Source organism: Thermococcus cleftensis (assembly GCF_000265525.1).
GTDB lineage: Archaea > Methanobacteriota_B > Thermococci > Thermococcales > Thermococcaceae > Thermococcus > Thermococcus cleftensis.
In genome coordinates this window covers 1,097,653-1,117,950 of the sequence record NC_018015.1, presented here as the reverse complement: position 1 = coordinate 1,117,950, position 20,298 = coordinate 1,097,653, and the positions used below count along the sequence as shown (strand labels likewise).

28 protein-coding genes are annotated in these 20,298 nt (G+C 57.5%); 23 read left to right on the top strand and 5 right to left on the bottom strand.

What is annotated here, in order from left to right; translation table 11 throughout:
- Positions 1–114 precede the first annotated feature (114 nt).
- From CL1_RS05970 to CL1_RS05960, 3 genes are all read right to left on the bottom strand, one after another.
- Positions 115–1,389: a tRNA (N(6)-L-threonylcarbamoyladenosine(37)-C(2))-methylthiotransferase gene (locus CL1_RS05970; protein WP_014788991.1), complete on the bottom strand. Its 1,275-nt coding sequence runs from the start codon at positions 1,387–1,389 to the stop codon at positions 115–117.
- A 128-nt stretch (positions 1,390–1,517) separates the two neighbouring features.
- On the bottom strand, positions 1,518–1,736 hold the full coding sequence (locus CL1_RS10830; protein ID WP_048152019.1) for a hypothetical protein: 219 nt from the start codon (positions 1,734–1,736) through the stop codon (positions 1,518–1,520).
- Positions 1,737–1,818: 82 nt separating this feature from the next.
- Positions 1,819–2,028 (bottom strand): TRAM domain-containing protein, encoded by a 210-nt coding sequence (locus tag CL1_RS05960; protein ID WP_014788990.1) that lies wholly within the window; start codon positions 2,026–2,028, stop codon positions 1,819–1,821.
- A gap of 270 nt (positions 2,029–2,298) precedes the next feature.
- On the opposite strand from CL1_RS05960, the gene CL1_RS05955 reads away from it, so the two are divergent.
- The 23 genes from CL1_RS05955 (at position 2,299) to CL1_RS05845 (ending at position 19,078) form a co-directional block, all read left to right on the top strand.
- Complete coding sequence (locus CL1_RS05955) at positions 2,299–3,471, top strand: nickel-dependent hydrogenase large subunit (protein WP_014788989.1); 1,173 nt, start codon at positions 2,299–2,301, stop codon at positions 3,469–3,471.
- 5 nt (positions 3,472–3,476) lie between these two features.
- On the top strand, positions 3,477–4,157 hold the full coding sequence (locus CL1_RS05950; RefSeq protein ID WP_014788988.1) for an NADH-quinone oxidoreductase subunit B family protein: 681 nt from the start codon (positions 3,477–3,479) through the stop codon (positions 4,155–4,157).
- On the top strand, positions 4,154–4,984 hold the full coding sequence (locus CL1_RS05945; RefSeq protein WP_014788987.1) for a Coenzyme F420 hydrogenase/dehydrogenase, beta subunit C-terminal domain: 831 nt from the start codon (positions 4,154–4,156) through the stop codon (positions 4,982–4,984). The genes CL1_RS05950 and CL1_RS05945 overlap by 4 nt, the downstream gene beginning before the upstream one ends.
- A gap of 219 nt (positions 4,985–5,203) precedes the next feature.
- On the top strand, positions 5,204–7,306 hold the full coding sequence (gene fdhF / locus CL1_RS05940) for a formate dehydrogenase subunit alpha (protein WP_202946263.1): 2,103 nt from the start codon (positions 5,204–5,206) through the stop codon (positions 7,304–7,306).
- Positions 7,303–7,773 carry a 4Fe-4S dicluster domain-containing protein gene (locus tag CL1_RS05935; protein ID WP_014788985.1) on the top strand — a complete coding sequence of 157 codons (471 nt, stop codon included), beginning with the start codon at positions 7,303–7,305 and terminating at the stop codon, positions 7,771–7,773. Before fdhF ends, CL1_RS05935 begins: the two co-directional genes overlap by 4 nt.
- On the top strand, positions 7,757–8,128 hold the full coding sequence (locus CL1_RS10515; RefSeq protein ID WP_014788984.1) for a 4Fe-4S dicluster domain-containing protein: 372 nt from the start codon (positions 7,757–7,759) through the stop codon (positions 8,126–8,128). Before CL1_RS05935 ends, CL1_RS10515 begins: the two co-directional genes overlap by 17 nt.
- Positions 8,125–9,114: a formate/nitrite transporter family protein gene (locus tag CL1_RS05925; RefSeq protein ID WP_014788983.1), complete on the top strand. Its 990-nt coding sequence runs from the start codon at positions 8,125–8,127 to the stop codon at positions 9,112–9,114. The genes CL1_RS10515 and CL1_RS05925 overlap by 4 nt, the downstream gene beginning before the upstream one ends.
- On the top strand, positions 9,111–10,166 hold the full coding sequence (locus CL1_RS05920; protein WP_014788982.1) for an FAD-dependent oxidoreductase: 1,056 nt from the start codon (positions 9,111–9,113) through the stop codon (positions 10,164–10,166). Before CL1_RS05925 ends, CL1_RS05920 begins: the two co-directional genes overlap by 4 nt.
- The gene (locus tag CL1_RS05915; protein WP_014788981.1) at positions 10,163–10,615 is read left to right on the top strand and encodes a 4Fe-4S dicluster domain-containing protein; all 453 of its coding nucleotides are present in this window, start codon (positions 10,163–10,165) and stop codon (positions 10,613–10,615) included. The genes CL1_RS05920 and CL1_RS05915 overlap by 4 nt, the downstream gene beginning before the upstream one ends.
- 196 nt (positions 10,616–10,811) lie before the next feature.
- Positions 10,812–11,318 carry a monovalent cation/H+ antiporter subunit E gene (locus CL1_RS05910; RefSeq protein WP_048152016.1) on the top strand — a complete coding sequence of 169 codons (507 nt, stop codon included), beginning with the start codon at positions 10,812–10,814 and terminating at the stop codon, positions 11,316–11,318.
- Positions 11,315–11,578: a cation:proton antiporter gene (locus CL1_RS05905; RefSeq protein WP_014788979.1), complete on the top strand. Its 264-nt coding sequence runs from the start codon at positions 11,315–11,317 to the stop codon at positions 11,576–11,578. Before CL1_RS05910 ends, CL1_RS05905 begins: the two co-directional genes overlap by 4 nt.
- Entirely contained in the window at positions 11,575–11,940 is a 366-nt protein-coding gene (gene mnhG / locus CL1_RS05900) for a monovalent cation/H(+) antiporter subunit G (RefSeq protein WP_014788978.1), read from the top strand. The genes CL1_RS05905 and mnhG overlap by 4 nt, the downstream gene beginning before the upstream one ends.
- Positions 11,937–12,200 carry a hydrogenase subunit MbhD domain-containing protein gene (locus CL1_RS05895; RefSeq protein WP_014788977.1) on the top strand — a complete coding sequence of 88 codons (264 nt, stop codon included), beginning with the start codon at positions 11,937–11,939 and terminating at the stop codon, positions 12,198–12,200. The genes mnhG and CL1_RS05895 overlap by 4 nt, the downstream gene beginning before the upstream one ends.
- Positions 12,197–12,493, top strand: a complete 297-nt coding sequence (gene mbhE / locus CL1_RS05890) for a hydrogen gas-evolving membrane-bound hydrogenase subunit E (protein WP_014788976.1) — start codon at positions 12,197–12,199, stop codon at positions 12,491–12,493. The genes CL1_RS05895 and mbhE overlap by 4 nt, the downstream gene beginning before the upstream one ends.
- Positions 12,490–12,936, top strand: a complete 447-nt coding sequence (locus CL1_RS05885) for a Na(+)/H(+) antiporter subunit B (protein ID WP_014788975.1) — start codon at positions 12,490–12,492, stop codon at positions 12,934–12,936. Before mbhE ends, CL1_RS05885 begins: the two co-directional genes overlap by 4 nt.
- Complete coding sequence (locus tag CL1_RS05880; protein WP_014788974.1) at positions 12,933–13,292, top strand: NADH-quinone oxidoreductase subunit K; 360 nt, start codon at positions 12,933–12,935, stop codon at positions 13,290–13,292. Before CL1_RS05885 ends, CL1_RS05880 begins: the two co-directional genes overlap by 4 nt.
- Positions 13,289–14,836 (top strand): proton-conducting transporter transmembrane domain-containing protein, encoded by a 1,548-nt coding sequence (locus CL1_RS05875; RefSeq protein ID WP_014788973.1) that lies wholly within the window; start codon positions 13,289–13,291, stop codon positions 14,834–14,836. Before CL1_RS05880 ends, CL1_RS05875 begins: the two co-directional genes overlap by 4 nt.
- A 1-nt stretch (position 14,837) precedes the next feature.
- A complete protein-coding gene (locus tag CL1_RS05870; RefSeq protein ID WP_014788972.1) occupies positions 14,838–15,185 on the top strand; it encodes a hypothetical protein in 348 nt (115 codons plus the stop codon).
- 132 nt (positions 15,186–15,317) lie between these two features.
- A complete protein-coding gene (locus tag CL1_RS05865) occupies positions 15,318–15,836 on the top strand; it encodes an NADH-quinone oxidoreductase subunit B family protein (protein WP_014788971.1) in 519 nt (172 codons plus the stop codon).
- Positions 15,833–16,381, top strand: coding sequence for an NADH-quinone oxidoreductase subunit C (locus CL1_RS05860; protein WP_014788970.1), 549 nt, complete (start codon positions 15,833–15,835; stop codon positions 16,379–16,381). The genes CL1_RS05865 and CL1_RS05860 overlap by 4 nt, the downstream gene beginning before the upstream one ends.
- Entirely contained in the window at positions 16,378–17,655 is a 1,278-nt protein-coding gene (locus CL1_RS05855) for a hydrogenase large subunit (RefSeq protein WP_014788969.1), read from the top strand. Before CL1_RS05860 ends, CL1_RS05855 begins: the two co-directional genes overlap by 4 nt.
- Positions 17,656–17,660: 5 nt before the next feature.
- Positions 17,661–18,653: a respiratory chain complex I subunit 1 family protein gene (locus CL1_RS05850; RefSeq protein WP_014788968.1), complete on the top strand. Its 993-nt coding sequence runs from the start codon at positions 17,661–17,663 to the stop codon at positions 18,651–18,653.
- On the top strand, positions 18,650–19,078 hold the full coding sequence (locus tag CL1_RS05845; protein ID WP_014788967.1) for a 4Fe-4S dicluster domain-containing protein: 429 nt from the start codon (positions 18,650–18,652) through the stop codon (positions 19,076–19,078). The genes CL1_RS05850 and CL1_RS05845 overlap by 4 nt, the downstream gene beginning before the upstream one ends.
- Before the next feature lie 11 nt (positions 19,079–19,089).
- Here CL1_RS05845 and CL1_RS05840 read toward each other — a convergent pair whose 3' ends face one another.
- Both CL1_RS05840 and CL1_RS05835 read right to left on the bottom strand, forming a co-directional pair.
- Positions 19,090–19,602, bottom strand: coding sequence for a ferritin family protein (locus CL1_RS05840; protein WP_014788966.1), 513 nt, complete (start codon positions 19,600–19,602; stop codon positions 19,090–19,092).
- A gap of 146 nt (positions 19,603–19,748) precedes the next feature.
- Positions 19,749–20,231, bottom strand: a complete 483-nt coding sequence (locus CL1_RS05835; RefSeq protein WP_014788965.1) for a ferritin-like domain-containing protein — start codon at positions 20,229–20,231, stop codon at positions 19,749–19,751.
- Between the last annotated feature and the right edge of the window lie 67 nt (positions 20,232–20,298).

Sequence of the window (20,298 nt, the reverse complement as noted above, 5' to 3'; positions counted from 1 at the left end):
CGAAAAGCAGGCACAACGTCGATAAGGACTACGAATCTTAACATATTGAAAAGTCAACGAACATAACTGGAATCTCTTGGGTGAACCACAAAGGGGGTTGGACAAAGTTCAGGTTCACGCCACCGTCCCCCTCAGGTAGGTCGAGCCGGCCCAATCCACCTTAACCTCCAGGAATTCTCCCGGCCTACCGGAGTCAAAGATTATATCCTTGTAGTTGGAAGTCCTGCCCTCGATCCCACCTTTCTTGCCCTCGCCGTGGACGAGGACCTCGACGGTCTTCCCAACGTAGGTCCTGTTTATCTCGTACGCTATCTGCAGCCTCAGCCTGTGCAAAAGCCTCGAGCGCTCCTTGACCTTCCAGCCGGGAAGCTGCTTCCACCTCGCCGCTACCGTTCCCGGTCTGGGAGAATAGCGGGAAACGTTTATCTTGTCGGGCCGGACGCGCTTTACCAGCTCGGCGGTGTTCTGGAAGGCCTCCTCCGTCTCGCCGGGAAATCCGACGATGATGTCCGTGTTGAGGTTCAAGTGGGGAATTCTCCTCCTGAAGGTCCGCACTATCTCCTCGAACTCCTCCACGGTGTACGTTCTCCCCATTCTCCTCAGGACCTCATCGTCCCCACTCTGGACCGGAAGGTGGAGGAACTTGTAGACCTTCTCGTCCCGATAAGCCTCCACCAGCTCGTCGAGGAACTTTATTGCATGGTTCGGGTTCATCATGCCGACCCTGACCCTGAAATCGCCCTCGATGGCCGTTATCTCGTCGAGTAACTTGGCCAAGTTCGTCCCGATGTCGAAGCCGTAGCAGCCTGTATCCTCGCTCGACAGCTGTATCTCCTTGTATCCCCTGGCGAGGGCCTCCTTGACCCACCTGACGACGAGCTCCGGTTTGTAGCTCTTCAGAACACCCCTGGCGAAGCGCGTGGCACAGTAGGTGCAGGCGTTGAGGCAGCCCTCACTTATCGGGACGACGAAGGCGACGCCGTTCTTCCAGAGCCTCGGAAGTTCGAGCTTGTCTATGCTCCTCTCGCGCCAGCCTTCGACGCTGATCAGCTTTCCGCCGCGCTCCGCTACGCTTATCGCCTCCGCTATCCTGTCTATGCTCTTGACGCCGAGAATTCCCGAGACTCGTGGATCTATGGCCCCAGGGTTCACGTGGACGAGACAGCCAGTGGCGATGACTTTTTTCCCGGAATCGAGGAGCTCCTTTATCCTCTCGCGCATGTGCTTCTCGGTGGGGTCTTTAACCGCGCAGGTGTTCACAACAACGTAGTCAGCACTTTCTGGGGTCTCCACTAGCTCATAGCCAGCTCTAAGGAGGATTGCCTCCATCATCTCCGCATCGGCCCTGTTCCTCGTGCAACCGTAGGTCTCAACGTGAACCCTTACCATCGGTGCCGGCTGGGCCAAGGGGTTTAAAAAGGGTGCGGTTCAAGTCCGGGAACTCACACAAAACATATAACGCTCAGGAGCACGTAGGGCATCACGAAAAGAAAAACGGCCACAAACGTTAGTTCCTTTTATCCACTCCCAAGGCCGTTGCTGCGCCTCATAATGAGAAACGAGAGAAGGCAGACGATCAGGACCGGAACCAACGACGATACCGCCGTGAAAAGCGCGCCGGGAAGCAGGTATAGATACCCGATGTATCGAGAAGCGCCACCGTCCGGTAGAGCAGGATTGGGTGAGGCAGACAGAACTCCAACTATAACCCCAATCATCACGGACTTCTCGTCCATGAGACCACGGCAGGAATTGGCTCAAAGCCTTAAAAACGTTCTTCAAAAGACTCGGAGGGTAAGAATAGGAAGGAAAGGGAAATCAGATGACTTCCGCGAAAGCGAACTTCCTCTTGACCGAGTTAATGACGATCTCAACCTCGTCGCCGACCTGGGTGTTCGGGACGAAGATAACGAAGCCCTTTATCTTGGCGATGCCGTCACCGCCCTTACCGAGGCTCTCAATCCTAACTCTATACCTTTCTCCAACCTTAACGGGGGCTTCGTAGCCGCCAAATCCATCTCCATACATATCTAACACCAACTCTTTCAACTTTCAGGGCTCTTCCGAAAGACTCCGAGAAGAGTCCCAATGGTGGGTCAGTTCGAGGGTATATAAAGGTTTGGGTGAGGCCGTTTGCCGTCGTAAAAAAGGCAAACAAAACTGTTTCTCAAAAAGCAGGCAATTGACGGCCCTTCACGAGAAATTGACGGTTCCAAACCTTCGGTTCAGGAAACCCTTTTATCAAAAGCCGACGATTACCTAATGGGGGAGATAAAATTCAAATTTGGGGGTGGTACCTTGGGTGAGATAGCCATTAACAAGATGTGCCGCGTCGCTGGGGAGGCAAAGCTCGTCCTCTATGAGGAGAACGGGACGGTGACGGACGCGCTCTTCATCACAACGGCCCCGGTCAGGGGTTTCGAGAAGATGGTCATCGGAAAGAACCCGCTGTTCGCGGTAGAGGCGGTGATGAGAATCTGCGGACTCTGCCACGCGTCCCACGGCATAGCGGCGGTCGAGGCGGTGGAGCACGCGATAGGCATAGCCCCGCCGAGGAACGGGCTCCTCATGAGGGAGGCGTTGGGGCTGATAAACAGGACTCAGAGTCACGCCCTCCAGTTCCTCATGATAGCGGGCGACCTGATAAAGGAGGAGAAGCGGAACGAGGTTCTCTTCAAGCTGATGGACTTCCACGCCAAGGTCAGCGACTACCTGCTGAAGCTTGGTGGTGCTGCGACTCACCCGCCGAACCTCACGATAGGGGGAATGCTCCGCGTTCCCAAGTGGAGCGTCTTCAACAACCTCAAGGCGAGGTTTCCGAACCTCATAAAGAGCTGGGAGGAGCTGAGAGAAATTCTCCTCGACGAGGACGTTCAGACCGAAGTCGCCGAGGAGCTCAGAGGGGCGAGGAGGGAGATGCCCTATTTAACGAGCAGTTTCTTCTACGGCGACCGCTACAACATAAGGACCGACAGGGTTGAGACGATGCCGTACTACGAGTTCAGGAAGGAAGAGCCCGCGAGGGAATCAACGACGCTGGTGGCTTTCTACGACGGGAAGAAGGTCGAGACCGGCCCGAGGGCCAGAATGAAGACCTACCGCGAGTTCAAAGACGATTCCCTCTACGGCCTGCACCTCGCGAGGGTCGAAGATACGGAGCTTGCCCTCCTCAGGCTCGCGGAGATTCTCGACGAGATTAACATGGAGGAAGCCTTCAGGGTCAAGAACATAACCTTCGGCCCGGGCAGGGGCGTCGGCGTTTACGAGGCTCCTAGGGGAACGCTGATACACTACATCGAGCTCGGCGAGGAGGGGCGCGTTGTGAGCTCGAAGATTGTGGTTCCGACGATGTTCAACATTCCGGTCATGGAGGAGATGGCGAAGGGGCTGAGCGTCAGGGCCGCTGAGACGGTTATGAGGCTCTACGACCCCTGCATCCCCTGCACGACCCACGTCGTTAGGTTGGGGTGATTGGTATGGAGAAGCTCAAGGTCCTCCACGTTGATATAGGCGGTTGCGAGGGCTGTAACGTCAGCATAATCAGGGCGTATCCGAAGCTCATGGAGAGCGTAGAACTCGACATCTCATACCTCCGCAACGGGGGTTACAAGTACGACGAGTACGATGTGGCTCTCGTAACCGGCGGGGTCTGCATGAACGAGCCGAGGGTCATCGAGGAGCTGAAGGAGGTGAGGGAGAAGGCGAAGGTTGTTGTCGCCTTCGGCTCGTGCTCGGCCCTAGGCGGGATACTGCGCTTCTGCCGGGGAGGCCAAGCGCCGAGGCCGGACCACAGGAACTTCCAGCCGATAAACAGCGTAATTGAGGTTGATTACTCGATACCCGGCTGTCCACCAACGCCCCAGATGCTCCAGTCCTTCTTCAAGTACTTCACAGCCGGCAACGAGACGAGGCTTAGGCTCTTCAAGGTGACGGCCCAGGTCAAGAAGCTCAGCGGGTTCGACCTCATAGACGACATCGTCCTGACTGGCCTCTGCATAGGCTGCGGTGCCTGCGAGCTGTCCTGCCCAACTGGGGCCATCAAGCTCATAGACAAGAGGCCTACCCTGGCCCAGGAGAGGTGCATCAGGTGCGGAACCTGCTACATCCGCTGTCCGCGCGCGAGCCAGATAATCTGCCTCGGGGGTGTTAAGTCATGATGCCGTTTGGAGAAAGCCTGCTCGGCCAGATTAGGGCCGTCTACCTCGGTAGGGGAACCGACAAGGAGATACTGAGAAGGAAAGTTGCCAGCGGAGGCGCTGTTACCGCAATGCTGACCTACGCCCTGGAGAAGGGCCTGATAGACGGCATCGTCACCTCGAAGAGAACCAAGGGACTTGAGGGCGAAGCTGTGGTCGCGAGAACGAAGGAGGAGCTCCTCGAGACGGCAGGGAATCGCTGGAGCATCGTACCCTTTGCCGCGAGAATAAAGGCGAAAATAGAGGAAGAGGACTTAAAGAAGGTTGCAGTCGTCTGCCTGCCCTGCCAGGCCCAGTTCTTCGGCCAGATGAGGGACTTCCCGATACTCGAGGCAGACTTCGGGAACAGGATTCGCTACATCGTGAGTCTCTTCTGCATGGGCACCTTCGCTTTCGAGGCCTTCCTCAACTACCTGCGCGTTAAGTACGGGGTCAGGGCGGAGGAGATAGTAGACATAAAGCTCACAAGGGACTTCCTCGAAATCCACAGGGAGAGCGGGGTCCTCACGATACCACTTAGGGAGGCCTTCTCCTACCTCCAGACTGGCTGTCTGGTCTGCTCCGACTACACCGGCGTGTGGAGCGATATCTCTGCTGGCTTCGTCGAGAGCGAACCCGGCTGGACTGTCATCATAACGAGAAACCAGCGCGGGGAGGAGCTCGTTAGAGGAGCTGAGAATGATGGCTACCTCGAGCTACGCGACGGCTCCCACGTCCTCGGCGAGGTTCTCAAGGGGGCGAGGGAGAAGCTCGCGAGGGCCCAGAGGAACATGGCCCAGCTCCTGTGAGCCTTTATTTTTCTGCCACTTTGTTAAACGCTTTTGTTTTATATCCTCAAAAGGGAATACAAAAAAGCTTTTTCAGGACTCCTTTTCCGAAAAGAAGGCCATATAAAACCTTTTGTTTGGAACTGGGCATTTAGAAAAGCGTTTTAAATCCCAGATTCAAGTTTCAATCGAGGGGACAAAAATGTGCATGTGGACATATGTGTTCATGGGGGTGGAAGCTTGAAGGTTCCCGTCGTCTGCCCCTACTGCGGGGTGGGGTGCCGGCTGTACATCGAGAGAACCCCGAGCGGTTACAGGCTTGAGTACGCCGACGATATTCCGGGGATTCCCAACGAGAACGGGAGGCTCTGTCCGAAGGGAAACGCGGTTCTCGACCTGCTCTCGAAGGACAGGCTCAGGAAACCGCTGAAGGCGAAGGAGGAAGGTAAGTTCGTCGAGGTGAGCTGGGGAGAAGCGATAAAGGAAGTCGCCGAGAGGCTGAGGGAGATAGCTAAGGACGACCCAAGGCAGCTCATGTTCTTCGGCTCGGCGAAGACCTTCAACGAGCCCAACTACCTGATTCAGAAGCTCGCCAGAATGCTGGGCACCAACAACATCGACCACTGCGCAAGGCTCTGCCACTCCTCGACCGTCGCCGGCCTGAAGGCCGTCTTTGGGGCCGGAGCCATGACCAACACCTACCGGGACATCGAGATGGCGGACGTGATAATGATCTGGGGACACAACTACGCTGAAACCCACCCGGTCGGCTTCCGCTACGTCATCAAGGCAAAGGAGCGGGGCGCGAAGGTAATCGTCGTTGATCCAAGGTTCACCAGAACGGCGTGGTTCTCCGACCTGTTCCTTCAGCTTTATCCGGGAACGGACATAGCCCTCGCCAACGGAATAATGCACGTGATAATCAAGCACGGCCTCTACGACAGGGAGTTCGTTGAGAAGAGAACGGTCGGCTTCTCAGAGCTCAAGAGGACCGTTGAGAAGTACACGCCTGAGAGGGTCGAGGAGATAACTGGCGTTCCGGCTGAACTCATAGAGGAAGCCGCTGTAACGTTTGCCAGGGCTGAAAACGCCGTCATCACCTGGGCAATGGGATTAACGCAGTCGGTTCACGGCTACGACAACGTTAGAGCCGTCGCGACGCTCATAGCCATCACCGGCCACATAGGAAGGCCCGGAAACGGGGCATCTCCAATGAGGGGCCAGAACAACGTCCAGGGTGCCTGCGACCTCGGCGTTCTGCCGAACGTCTTCCCTGGCTACCAGGCGGTAACCGACCCCGAGAAGAGGAGGTTCTTCGAGGAGTTCTGGGGAGCGGAGCTGAGCGGTGAGGTCGGCCTGACGACGATCGAGGCAACCCACGAGGCCGAGAAGGGCAGGGTGAAGGCATACTACATAATGGGAGAGAACCCGGCCATAAGCGAGGCCAACTCAAAAAGGGCTATCAGAGCGCTCAGAAAGCTTGAGTTCCTCGTCGTTCAGGACATCTTCCCGACGGAAACCGCGAGATTGGCGGACATCGTTCTTCCGGCGACTTCGATGCTCGAAAACGAGGGCTCGCTCACCAACACCGAGAGGCGCGTGCAGTGGAGCTTCAAAGCGCTGAATCCGCCGGGGGAGGCCAGGCCCGACTGGTGGATAGTGAGCGAAATCGGGAAGGCCATCGGATTCACCGGAAGCGGGGCAAGGGGCTTCAACTACCGCTCGCCGGAGGAGATACTTAGGGAGATAAACGCCTGCACGCCCCAGTACAGGGGCATAACGCCGGAGAGGCTCAAGGAGAACCTTGCCGGAATCCACTGGCCGTGTCCGAGCGAAGACCACCCGGGAACACCGCTACTCTACACCGAGAGGTTCCTTACCCCAGACGGTAAAGCCCATCTGGCTTCCGTGGAGCACAGTGGACCGGCGGAGATACCAGACAAGGACTACCCGCTGATTCTGACGACGATGCGCTACGTGGGACACTTCCACACGCTGACGATGACGGGGAGGAGCGAGCTTCTGAGGAAGCGCTGGAGGGAGCCGTTCCTCGAAGTTCACCCGGACGACGCGGAGCGCTTCAAGCTAAAGGACGGGGAATGGGCCGTCGTCGAGACGAGACGCGGGAGGTACCCTGTCAGGGCGAAGGTTACGAAGGCCGTCAAGAGGGGCGTCGTTGCCATTCCATGGCACTGGGGTGCCAACGTCCTCACAAACGACGCCATAGACCCTGTCTCGAAGATTCCGGACACGAAAGCCTGTGCCTGCAGGGTGAGACCCGTTAGCGAGGCCGAGGCGAGAAAGCTACTCGACGAGCTGAGGGAGATGGGGGTGGTCGCATGAGCGGAATCCTCATCGACCCGGGCAAGTGCATAGCCTGCAGGGCCTGCGAGGTGGCCTGTGAGAGGGAGCACGGACGGAGCTTCATCACCGTCTTCGAGTTCGAAACTTCCGCCGTTCCCCTCAACTGCCGTCACTGCGAGAGGGCTCCCTGCGTAGAGGCCTGCCCGACGGGGGCGCTCTTCAGGGACGGGGACGGGGCGGTCCTCGTTGATGTGAAGAAGTGCATAGGCTGCAACATGTGCGTCCTAGCCTGTCCCTTCGGAATCCCGGAGATAGCCGGAAAAATCATGGTCAAGTGCGACCTCTGCCCGGACAGGAGGGCTGAAGGAAAGCTCCCCCTCTGCGTCCAGACGTGTCCAACAGGCGCGCTGACCTACGAGGAGCCAAGTGAGTTCTCAATGAGCAGAAGAAAAGCCTACGCCGAAAGGCTCGCCCTCAGGAGGGCTGAAAATGCGCCCGGCCTTTGACTGGGAGAGGTGCATAGGCTGTGGGGCCTGCGTGAGGGTCTGCAGGGGCGGGGCTTTGAGCTACCGTGACGAAAACGGCAGGCGGACGATAACCTTCGAGCCGAGGCTCTGCGACGGCGACCTGCTCTGCGTCGAGGCCTGCCCGGTGAACGCCGTCAGGGGCGTGCCCAACCACGAGAGCGGAGAAAGCTCGGCCACCTTCGAGCTCGCCCGCTGTGAGAACTGCGGAAAGCTGACGGAGTTCACCCTCAAGGAGGTCGAATGGGGCCGGAAGATGGGCCATTTCGACCTTTTCCTCTGCTCAACCTGCAGACGGCTCAAATCAGCCCAAAAGATTGGGGAGGGATTGGAATGAGCGAGGTGCTCTATGGAGTTGATTCGACCTTCGAGGGGATAGCGAGGAAGGCCACCCCGAAGTTTAGGACAACGCCGGGAAGGCTGCTCTTCGCCGGTTTCATGGCCGGAGCTTACATAGCCTTCGGCTTCGTCTTAGCGGTTATCGCGGCGACGGGCTTCCACGACAACCCCTCGGCCTTCAAGCTTCTCCTCGGTGCGGTCTTCCCAGTCGGACTCATAGCGGTAATCCTAGCTGGAGCTGACCTCTGGACCGGGAACGTCCAGTTCCTGAGCTCGGCCAAGGCCAAGGGCTACGCGGACTTCAGGTGCGTCCTCTACAACTGGTTCGGGAGCTACGGCGGCAACTTCATAGGCTCGGTCTTCATAGCGCTCCTGGCAGTTCAGCTTACCGGGCTCTTCGGCCACGTCGGCGACCCGAACACCTTCGGGAGCACGATAGTAGCGATAGCCCAAGGTAAGGTCTCGAAGGACTTCATGGCTCTGCTCTTCCTCGGAATAGGCTGTAACTGGCTCGTGAACGTTGCAATCTGGCAGTCCGCGAGGGTCCAGGACGGTGCAGGCAAGATACTGGCGATATGGTTCCCGATATTCGCCTTCGTGGCGATAGGCTTCGAGCACGCCATAGCCAACATGTGGGCGATTCCAGCTGGAATATTCCTCAGCGACGGGGCAATAAACTGGGCAAACTTCTTCCACAACCTGATTCCGGTGACGCTCGGAAACGCCATAGGCGGCTTCCTCTTCGTCAGCTTCTACTACTGGTACCTCAGCCACCCGGAGCTGACCGCGAAGAGGCTCGCAAAGGAAATAGTGGACTTCACGGCAGTCTTCATAGCGTTCTGGGTTACCGCGACCCTCATTCCGGCCGGGATAGCGACGGTCCTCAAGGGGAACCTCTACGCCTTCCCGCTCGTCCTCAGCGCCTACTACATAGCCGGAACCTTCGCCCTGGCCAAAATCGCCAAGCCGGGGGTGGAAAAATGAACGGCATGAACTTCGCCTTCCACTGCCTTGAGAGACCGGAGCCGACCGGAAAGAGGGTGGCAATCATAGGCGCTGGACCGGCGGGATTGGCCGCGGCCGGCTATTTGGCCTGCAAGGGGCATGAGGTCCACGTCTACGACAAACTGCCGGAGCCAGGGGGCTTAATGCTCTTCGCAATTCCGGACTTCAGGATTCCGGTCGAGAGGGTCCGCCTCGGCTACTTCGACCTCGCGAAGAGAATGGGCGTGAAGTTCCACACGGGCGTCAAGGTAATCTCGGGGGAGAGAGGTGACGAGGGCGATGAGTTCGTCGAGAAAACCCTTCCATTCGAGGAGCTAGTAAGGGACTTCGACGCGGTTCTGATAGCGACGGGAACCTGGCGCTCCTGGGTGGCAGATATTCCGGGAATAGAGCTCGAAGGCGTCTTCAAGGCCCTGGAGTACCTCTTCAGGATAAAGAGCGCCAAGCTCGGCCACATGGACTGGAAAGAGGTTCCAGAAATAGAGGGCAAGCGGGTGATTGTCATCGGAGCCGGGCATACCGCCTGCGACGCGGCCATGGAGAGCCTCCTTATGGGAGCGGAGAAGGTCTACATGAGCTACCGCAGGACGATAAGGGAGGCTCCAGCTGGAAGCTACGAGATAAACCTGCTCCGCGAGAAGGGCGTTGAGTGGCTCGAGCTGACGGTTCCGGTGAGGATAATCGGCGAAAACGGAAAAGTGAAGGGAATAGAGCTGAAGAAGTGCAGGCTCGGCGAACCCGACGCGAGCGGAAGGAGGAAGCCGATACCGATTGAAGGAAGCGAGTTCACCGTTGAGGTGGACTACGTCGTCTTTGCGATAGGCCAGACACCGACGCCACCCTTCATCGAGGGCATCGCCACCGACAGGAAGGGCAGGATTGTGGTTGATTCGAGGCACATGACGAGCAGGGAAGGTATCTTCGCGGCAGGCGATGTAGTTCTTGGCCCGTCGCTCGTTGGGAGGGCAACAAAGGACGGCCTCTACGCCGGGCGGGACATACACCTCTGGCTGACGGGGGTGAGGGCATGAAGCTCCTCGTCGATTTCAACACCTGCATAGGCTGCGAGACCTGCGAAGCGGTGTGTGACTTCATTCACGACGGCAGGCCCAACATAAGGGTGGTCTTCGCGAGCAACGGGGTGGGAGTTCCAATAAACTGCCGGCACTGCGACGACGCCCCCTGCATGGCGGTCTGTCCAGTGAACGCGATAACCCGCGATAGAGACGGGGCAGTGGTGATAAACCATGAGAAATGCATAGGCTGTTTAATGTGCCTCTCGGTCTGCCCCTTCGGGGCCATAAGCTACGAACCCGTGGTTAAGGTCGTCTGCAAGTGCGACATGTGCGCAGAGAGGAGGGCGGAGGGACTGAAACCTGCCTGCCACGAGATGTGCCCCGCTAACGCCATCTACTACGGGCCCGACGGAGGGGAGGAGAAGAGAAAACGCGTTACGGAGGCCATTTCCCGGGAGCGTTAGTTTTTCTTCTTTTTGTGGCCGAAACCGTTAAAGTACATTGCAGCATAGATTAGATCATGAATGCTCCTAAACCTTTGGTTTACAACAAGGTGTTTCTTACCTTTTTTTGGCAAACTGAGCTTTGAAAAACCGTTTTAAGCCGAGAGGAGAAGTCAAAAACGAGAGTAAACAAAAGCGTTAATGCGGAGGTGGTAGCTTGCCCTTCATGGTCGCGTTCGTCTTCGCGTACCTCCTGTGGCTCGTCTTGACAGCTGGAACTAACGGACTGCTCTGGAGCACGGGGGAGCTGATAGCGGGACTGATATTTGCCGGAGTAGTTGCCTACACGACGAAAGACGTAATCGGCGAGAAATCGACGCGCTTTCTCAACCCGATAAAGTGGCTCGAGTTCGCGGTTTACAGCGTTGGGCCGCTCTTCTGGGGCATGGTTAAGGCCAACTTCCACGTTGCCTGGCTCGTCATAACCGGGAAGATAAGGCCGGGCATCGTTAGAGTCCCCGTTGACCTCGAGAACGACGCCCAGTACACCATTCTGAGCAACTCGATAACCCTCACGCCGGGAACGCTCACAGTGGATGCATGCCCCAAGGAGAAGGCCCTCTACGTCCACTGGATTGACATTCCTCCCGGCTTAGAGAGGCCGGAGAACTCGGAGCCGGTTTCAGGTCCCTTCGAAAAGTGGGCCAGGAGGCTGGGAAGATGATCGAACCGGTGTTCTTCTACGCGGCGCTGATAATCTCAATAGGCGCGTTCTTAGCCATACTCAGGATTCTACTCGGTCCAACTGTTCCCGACAGGGTCGTCGGCGTCGATACTCTCAACACCCTCGTCGTTGCCGGCATGGTTCTCCTCGGCGCGGCATACGACAGGACGATTTACATCGACATAGCCATCGTTTACGCGCTCCTCAGCTACATAGGAACGCTGATAGTCGCGAGATACCTTCAGGGGGGATTGAAATGATTGAGTACCTGATTTACGCCTTCCTCGCGATAAATATAACCTTCAACCTCCTCGGGAGCATAGCCCTCCACCGCTTCCCCGACGTCTACACGAGGCTCCACGGGGCGACAAAGTGCACGACGTTTGGAACGATATTCGCGGTTTTAGCGGTCGTCACCCACGCCCTTTACAGGCTTCACGTCACTGGCGACCCGAAGTACCTCCAGATGGCCCTCCACAGCTTCGTGGCCCTGGTGGCTCTCCTCCTGACGAACCCGGTCGGGGCACACGCAATAGCCAAGGCCGCCCACCTGAGCGGCTACAAGCCGGCCAGAGCGGTCATCGATGCCTACGAGGAGAAGCTCGGGGGTGAGGAGGAATGAACGCCCTGACGGTTGACATGGCGATTCAGGCGATTATTCTCATCGGCGTCCTGATCACGGCCTACCTCACGATTCGCTTCAGGGATTTGCTGGCCGCTGCCCTCATGTCGGCTGCGATGAGCCTTCTCCTGAGCCTTGAGTTCTACATGCTCCACGCACCTGACGTGGCGATAGCAGAGGCTGCCGTCGGGGCCGGTGTTGTCACGGCCGTCGTAGTTTACGGCATAGCGAAGACCGAGAGATGGGAGGTGGAACCGTGAAGAGAACAATAGCTTACCTCTCACTGCTGTTTATCCTCGGCGTGCTCCTCTACATAGCGAACCCCGACTACGGCCTCAAGTTCGGCCCGGGCGGCAGCGAGTGGCTCTCGCTCCGCTACACGGACAACTACTACATCACCCACGGCCTCGAGGAGGTCGGCGGTACGAACATAGTCACCGACATAGTCTTTGACTACCGTGGCTACGATACCATAGGTGAGGCGACGGTTCTCTTCACGGCCATAGCCGGCGCGATAGCCCTTCTAAGGCCCTGGAGGAGGGATAGGGCATGAGAGAGGATATGGGGCTCATCGTGAAGACCACTGCCAGAGCCATAATCCCACTCATCGGAATCTTCGGTGCCTACATAGTGATGCACGGTCACCTTACCCCAGGAGGCGGATTCCAGGGTGGAGCGACGATAGCGGGGGCGGGGATACTGTTCCTGGTCGCCTTCGGCCTCGACGAGATGAAGAAGCACTACAACAAGAGCCTCTACTCGGTCCTGGAGGGAGTGGGCGGTCTGGCCTTCCTCGGCGCGGCGATGCTCGGCATGGGCGTTGCTTTCTTCTACAACACGCTCTGGCACAACGGGCCCTTCTTCAACGGAGAACCGGGAACGCTCCTCTCGGCGGGGTTCCTGCCGATAATGAACTTAGCGGTGGGTCTGAAGGTGTTTACCGGCCTCGTCAGCGCGCTGACGGCGATAGCCCTCTACAGGAGGTGGAAGTCGTGATTCAGTTCCAGTTCATCACCGCGTTCCTGCTCATAGCCCTCGGAATCTACGCCTTTCTGGCAAAGAGGAACCTAATCAAGCTGATTTTGGCGCTCGACATCATAGACTCGGGGATACACCTGCTCCTCATCAGCCTCGGCTATCGCATAGAGCTGGACCAGATCCCGACCGCGCCGATTTACACCGGCTACGAGACGCTGAAAAGCCCGATGGTCGGACCGCTTCCCCAAGCTTTGGTCCTCACGAGCATAGTCATCGGCGTCTGTGTGCTCTCGCTCGCGGTTGCGCTCACAATAAACGCCTACCGCCACTACGGAACCCTTGACGTGAGAGCCCTGAGGAGGTTGAGGGGATGAACGGCGAGGCGATACTTCCATACCTCATAATCATTCCGCTCTTCGGAGCGTTCTCGATGCCGATAGTCAATCTGCTCGGAAGAAAGGCCAGGGAAGCGTGGGCCGTCATGATTTCCGGCGCAACGCTCGCCGTCGGCTCCGCAATCTTCTACTACGTCTGGGATACCAAGAAAATCCTCGTCTACACACTCGGTGCCAAGAGCCCACTCGGCCAGGGCGTGGGCTTTCCAATAAGGATAGTCTGGGAGGTTGACCTCTTCGGCGCGATAATGGTGCTGATGGTAACTCTCGTGAGCTTCCTGGCCGTGCTTTATTCCCTCGGCTACATGAAGCACGACACCGGCCTCGACAAGTACTACACCCTCATCATAATCCTCGAGCTCGGAATGCTCGGCATAGCCATAACCGGCGACCTCTTCAACTTCTACGTCTTCCTGGAGATAATGAGCATCGCCAGCTACGCGCTCGTCGCCTTCAGGAACGACACCTGGGAGGGCATTGAAGCCGGCATCAAGTACATGTTCGTCGGCTCGATAGCGAGTTCCTTCGTGCTCCTCGGTATAGCGCTCCTCTACGGCCAGTACGGAACGCTCACTATGAGCTATCTCGCTTTAAAGCTCGCCCAAAGCCCGAGCGTTACGGCCAAGGTTGCCCTGGCACTCTTCATAGCGGGGCTCCTCTTCAAGAGCGGTGCTTCTCCAGTCCACATGTGGCTTGCCGATGCTCACCCGGCCGCGCCGAGCTCGATAAGTGCCATGCTCTCCGGTCTCGTCATCAAGATAGGCGGAATCTACGCCCTCACGAGGATACTCTTCAGCATCTACGGGGCAAGCATAAGCGTTAAGACCGTCGGCTGGGTGGTCATCATCTTCGCCTGCATAACCCTCATCGTCGGCAACGCGATGGCGGTAATCCAGAACGACATGAAGAGGCTCCTGGCCTACTCTTCAGTCGGGCAGATAGGATACATTCTCCTCGGCCTCGGAATCGGTTTAGCGGCCTACGGAAGCCAGACCGGAGAGATAGCGATGGCGGGAGCGATTTACCACACCTTCAACCACGCCCTCATGAAGGCACTCCTCTTCCTGATTGCCGGTGTGGTCATTCATCAACTCGGCACGAGGGACCTCAACGAGCTGAGCGGCTTGGCTAAGGCGATGCCGAAGACGACCTTTGCCTTCCTGATCGGAGCGGCCGCGATAATAGGAATGCCCCCGCTGAACGGCTTCGCGAGCAAATGGCTCATCTACGAGAGCTCGGCAATATTCAACCCGATACTCGGCGCGATAGCAATAATAGGAACGGCATTCTGTACCGCTGCCTACGTCAAGGTGCTCTACACCTTCTTTGGAAGGCCCAGCGAGAGGGTCATGAAGGCCAAAGACCCCGAGGGAACGATGCTCTGGCCGATAATAATCCTGGTGGTTGCCATAATCGTCATGGGGCTCTTCCCGTGGCAGATAAGCGACAAGGTCATGATTCCAGCCGTGAAGGCCCTTGAGAACCAGCTGGCCTACGTAAGCGCCGTCTTAGGGGGTGCGTGAAATGTTCGGCTACTGGGATGCGCTTTACTTCGTCTTTGTCTTCATCATCGGCCTAATCCTGGCTTACCTCCTCGACAAGTGGGCCAAGAGGAGCGGAATGGGGACGAGGGAAGTCGGCGACGGGGCGAAGATATTCATAAGCGGTGAGGACCCCGACAAGGTGATTCCGGGCTTCGAGCACCTTGAAGGCCACTACACCGGAAAAAACGTCATGTGGGGGCTGACCTACGCGCTCAAGCGCTTCTTCACCGCCTTAAGAAAAGAGCACACCGGACTGCTGACCGACTACGTGAGCTACCTCGTCATAGTTACCGCCTTCGTCATGGGAGTGCTGTTGATATGGGGGTGAAGGGAGGTGACGCTCATGGGCGGGTTTGAAAGAAAAACCGTGAGAAACCCAATCACGGGGCGGGCACTTGAGGGAACCCAAAAACTTCCGCGAGCGCTTGCGGAGGCAAGGGCTCATAGGGGGTGAAGTAAGATGAGCATCAAAGTTCCCGCTAACGGAGGTTCAAACTCACCGGAACGCGAGGGGCTTGAGAAGAGAATCGCCCAGCTGTGCCGCTACATAGGAAAGTCACCCTGGGTCTTCCACGTGAACAGCGGCTCGTGCAACGGCTGCGACATCGAGATAATAGCGGCCCTGACCCCAAGATACGACGCGGAGCGCTTCGGAGTCAAGCTCGTCGGCAGTCCGAGGCACGCGGATATACTCCTCGTTACCGGGCCTGTAACCAACCAGAGCCTTGAGAGGGTCAAGCTGGTCTACGAGCAAACTCCAGACCCGAAGATAGTGATAGCGGTCGGCTCCTGCCCCACCGGCGGGAGCGTCTTCTACGAGAGCCCCTTCACCAACGCACCGCTGAGCAACGTCATTCCGGTAGATGTTTACGTCCCCGGCTGTCCGCCGAGGCCCGAAGCTATACTCCACGGCGTCGTTTTGGCCCTCGAAAAGCTGGCTAAAATCCTGAAGGGTGAGGTCCCGGAGGTGAAAGAATGAGCGAGACCGAGGTTAAGGAGCCCACCAAGGCCGGGAAGGTCGCGGAGGCAATAGCGGAGCGCTTTCCAAACGCCCAAGTTGAAGTGAAGACCAACAAGTGGGGGCGCGAGAGAGTGTGGGTTCGCGTTGAGAAAAGCGAGTACCGCGAGCTGATGAAGTTCATAAAGGAACTCGACGGCGAGGCCCACTACTCGATAGGCATCGAGCAGGACCTTGGAGAGGAGCTCGGCTTCCTGAGCCACCTCGTGATCTACTACGACGACGCCCCGGCCGTTTCCCTGCTCATAGACGTCCACGCGCCCAAGGACGACCCGGTGATTCCGGACATCAGTGATATCTTTCCAATAGCAGCGCAATACGAAAGGGAAGGCATGGAAATGGTCGGCATAGACTTCGAGGGAGCGCCAGACAAGAGGAGGCTCTTCTTACCAGAGGACTTCCCGGAGGGAATCTACCCGCTCCGCCTCGATGAGAAGGGCGTTCCCGAGGAGATGGTGCACAACGCAGGGCACCCGTACTACCTCAAAGGAGGTGCAAAGAAATGACCAAAGTCGAGTACTGGGTCAAGATACCCTTCGGACCCATTCACCCCGGCCTGGAGGAGCCGGAGAAGTTCATACTCACCCTCGACGGCGAGAGGATAGTCGATGTGGACGTCAAGCTCGGATACAACCTGCGCGGAATCCAGTGGATAGCCCTCAGGAGGAACTACGTCCAGATAATGTACCTGGCGGAGAGGATGTGCGGAATCTGCTCCTTCTCCCACAACCACACCTACACTAGGGCCGTCGAGGAAGCGGCCGGGATAGAGGTGCCGGAGAGGGCCGAGTACATCAGGGTTATAATCGGCGAGCTGGAGAGAATCCACTCCCACCTGCTCAACCTCGGAGTTCTGGCCCACGACATAGGCTACGACACGGTGCTACACCTTACCTGGCTGGCCCGTGAGAAGGTCATGGACACCCTTGAGGCAGTTGCCGGAAACCGCGTAAACTACTCGATGGTGACGATAGGGGGAGTGAGGAGGGACATAGACGAGAAGAGGAGGCGGATAATCCTCGACATGATAAAGTACTACCGCGAGGTTCTCCCGCAGATTGAGGATATCTTCCTCCACGACCCGACGATAGAGGCCCGTTTCAGGGACTGTGCTGTGATAAGCAAGCGCGTCGCGATGGAGCAGGGCGCGGTCGGCCCGACCGGAAGGGGAAGCGGAATCAGGGACGACGCGAGGTGGAGCGAGAGGCTCGGCGTCTACCCCGACCTCGGGATAAAACCGGTGATGCCCGGGGACGTTACGGGCGAGAGGCCGAGGGGGGACGTCTTCGACAGAATGGCAGTCAGGATAGGCGAGCTGTGGCAGAGCCTTGAGCTTATAGAGCACGCCCTCGATCAGATGCCGGACGGGAAAATCAAGCTCTTCCCCAAGGACAACGTTCTGGTCGCGAAGCTCAGGATAATGGTGGACGAAGAGGGGGTTGGAAGGTACGAGGCCCCGAGGGGAGAGCTGATTCACTACGTCCGCGGAAAGAAGGGAAGCGACAAGCCCCTCCGCTGGAAGCCGAGGGAGCCGACCTTCCCGAACCTCTTCGCGGTTGCTGAGGGAGTTAAGGGAGACCAGGTCGCTGACTTCGTCGTTGCGGTCGCCTCGATTGACCCATGCCTGAGCTGTACGGACAGGGTTGCCGTCCTCAGCGACGGCAGGAAGAGAATCTTAACCGAGAAGGACCTCCTGAAGGCCTCGATAAAGAAGACGCGCGAGATTAACCCAGATGTAAAGGGCGACCCGACCCCGGTCGGTCTCGGCTGTTCGAGGTGATGGGAATGGACGTTATGGGCAACATCGTTTACCCGGTCGCGGGACTGCTCGGCCTCTACGGTTTCGTCTCACTCGCCTCACTCCTCTGGGAGGGGATAGACAGGAAGCTGGTAGCGAGGATGCAGAGGCGCGTTGGGCCGCCGCTGATACAGCCGTTCTACGACTTCCTCAAGCTGATGAGCAAGGAGACGATAGTTCCAAACACTGCCAACTACATGTTCCGGGCCGCGCCGGTTTTAGCCCTGGCGACTGCCATAGCGCTCCTGGCTTACACGCCGATGGGATTCACGCCCATTATGGCGAGCAAGGGCGACGTCATCGTCTTCATCTACCTCCTCGCCCTGATAAGCTTCTTCAAGATAGTGGGAGCGATAAGCTCTGGCAGTCCGTACGCGAAGATAGGAGCCGCGAGGGAAGCGACGGTGATGGTTTCCAGAGAGCCCGCGATGATGCTCGCTATCTTCGCCATAATGTGGCGCCTCGGTAAGCTCGGCGTGGACAGGCCGTTCAGCATGGGCATCTTCTACCAGCACAACATCTGGGAGATAGGGACGCCCATGAGCTTCGTTGGGGCGATAATACTCCTCTACGTCTTCTGCGTCTGGCTGGCGAGCGAGATAGAGGTCGGGTTCTTCAACATACCCGATGCAGAGGAGGAAATAGCCGAGGGACTGCTCGTGGAGTACAGCGGAAGGTACCTTGCCCTGCTCAAGCTGACGAAGGCTCTCAAAGCTTATATAGCCGCTTCCCTCGTGGTCGCGATATTCTTCCCCTGGGGGATAGCTGACTACTTCAACCTCACCGGCCTTTCAGCAGAGGTTGTGAACCTGCTCTTCCACACGCTGAAGGTCTTCATACTGCTCTTCGTCGTCGAGAGCGTCTTTAGAGCAGTGACGGGAAGGCTGAAGATAACGCAGGCCGTTGACTTCCTCTGGAAGAACGTCTTCTTAGCGTCGCTCGTCGGCTCGCTCCTCATAGCGATGGAGGTGATAATGTGAGGGCACCTATACTCGTCCCAACGGTGCTCAGGAACCTGGCGAGGAAGCCAGCGACCAACCTCTTCCCCAAGACCGAGCCAGTGCCGGTTCCGGAGGACTTCAGGGGCCAGCTGAAGTACAACGTCGATAAGTGCGTCGGCTGTAGAATGTGCGTCACCGTCTGCCCGGCCGGTGTTTTTGTCTATCTACCCGACATCAGGAAGGTGGCCCTCTGGACCGCCCGTTGCGTCTACTGCTCCCAGTGCGTTGACGTCTGCCCGACAGGGGCTTTGGAGATGAGCGACGAGTTCCTCCTGGCCAGCTACGACAACGGCGACGACAAATTTATCCCGCTCAAGGAGGAGAAAATCGAAGAGATAAGGCGGAAGCTCGAGGAGCAGAAGAAGGCCAAGGAGCGGGCTAAAGCCAAGGTAGAGAAAAAGTGAAGGAGGCAGCGTCAGCTGGCCCCAATTTCACCTTTTCTTACCCCTTCCGCATAGCCGTAGTCCCTCATCAGCGACTCTATGGCTCTCTCATGAAGCTTCTCGGTGGAGCCAAGGTATGAAAAGACCGCCCTCAGGAAATCGTCGTCAGCCTTCCCGGTCAGAATTGAGTAAACCCTCTCAGCGACTTCCTCCAGCTCAAGGGCACATTTAAGAACGGCAAAAACGTCGTTTTCGCTCTCAAGCTCCCCTATATCCGAGAGTTCCTCCAGAGATGGGCCGTGGACTTCTGGAATTTCCGCCCCGAACTTCCGGGTGTACAGAGTTCTCAGCTTCCTCTCATGCCTCTCCGCCTCACGGGAGAGGAGCTTGAACATATCATAAGCATCGTCGAGACCCAGGTTCTTCGCCTTTCTGGAAAGCCTAAGGTAAAGAAGAGCCTTGTCGCCCTCCAGGAATATCCAATGGGCGAGAAGCTCCCTCAGCGGAAGTTCCTCAAGGAAAGACAGGCCTTCAAGATCGGTCATTCCAATCACCCAATAAACTATACTCGGAAGGCTTTATACGGGCTTTGGCACAACCGTCTATGAAAGGAGTTTGGGGACAAAATACCGCCGAAAGAAGGGTATTTTAAAACTTAAGTCCTTTTTGAACCGGATTTCGGCGTTTGGTCTCAGTTTTTTCCCAGCCCCTCCATCATTTTCCTGAGTGCCTCGTAGTGGCCGCGCTCGACTTCAGCCAGCTTGAGGTAGAACTCCCGAAGTTTACCCCCATTCACCTTCTCGGCGAGCAGCTTGTACGCCTCGTGGGCTATCAGCTCGCTCTCCATGGCCGCCTTCAAGACATCCTCCAGCTGGTCGGCCCTCTCGAACTTATCGAGAACCGGGAGCACCTCAAGGGGAGGGACGTCACTCCTTGGGTTCCTACCATAGGAGGACTTGAATTGGGACTCAAGATCCCTGGCGTGGGAGATAGAATCCTGGGCGAGCTTCTCGAAGGTTTTCACAAGCTCCTCACCTAGACCCAGGTTCCTCGCGCGCCTGGCCAGCTCGCGGTAAAACCTAGCCTCCTCGAGCTCGCTCGCTATCCAGTAGGCCAGGACCTCCTCGTAGCTCAGCTTTGACAGGGCCTCGACGACCCCCTCAACGTCGTACATCTTTCACCCCCATAACCCAAAGGTGCTCCCCCAAATAAACCTTTAGGGAGTGCCACGAAAGCGGGTC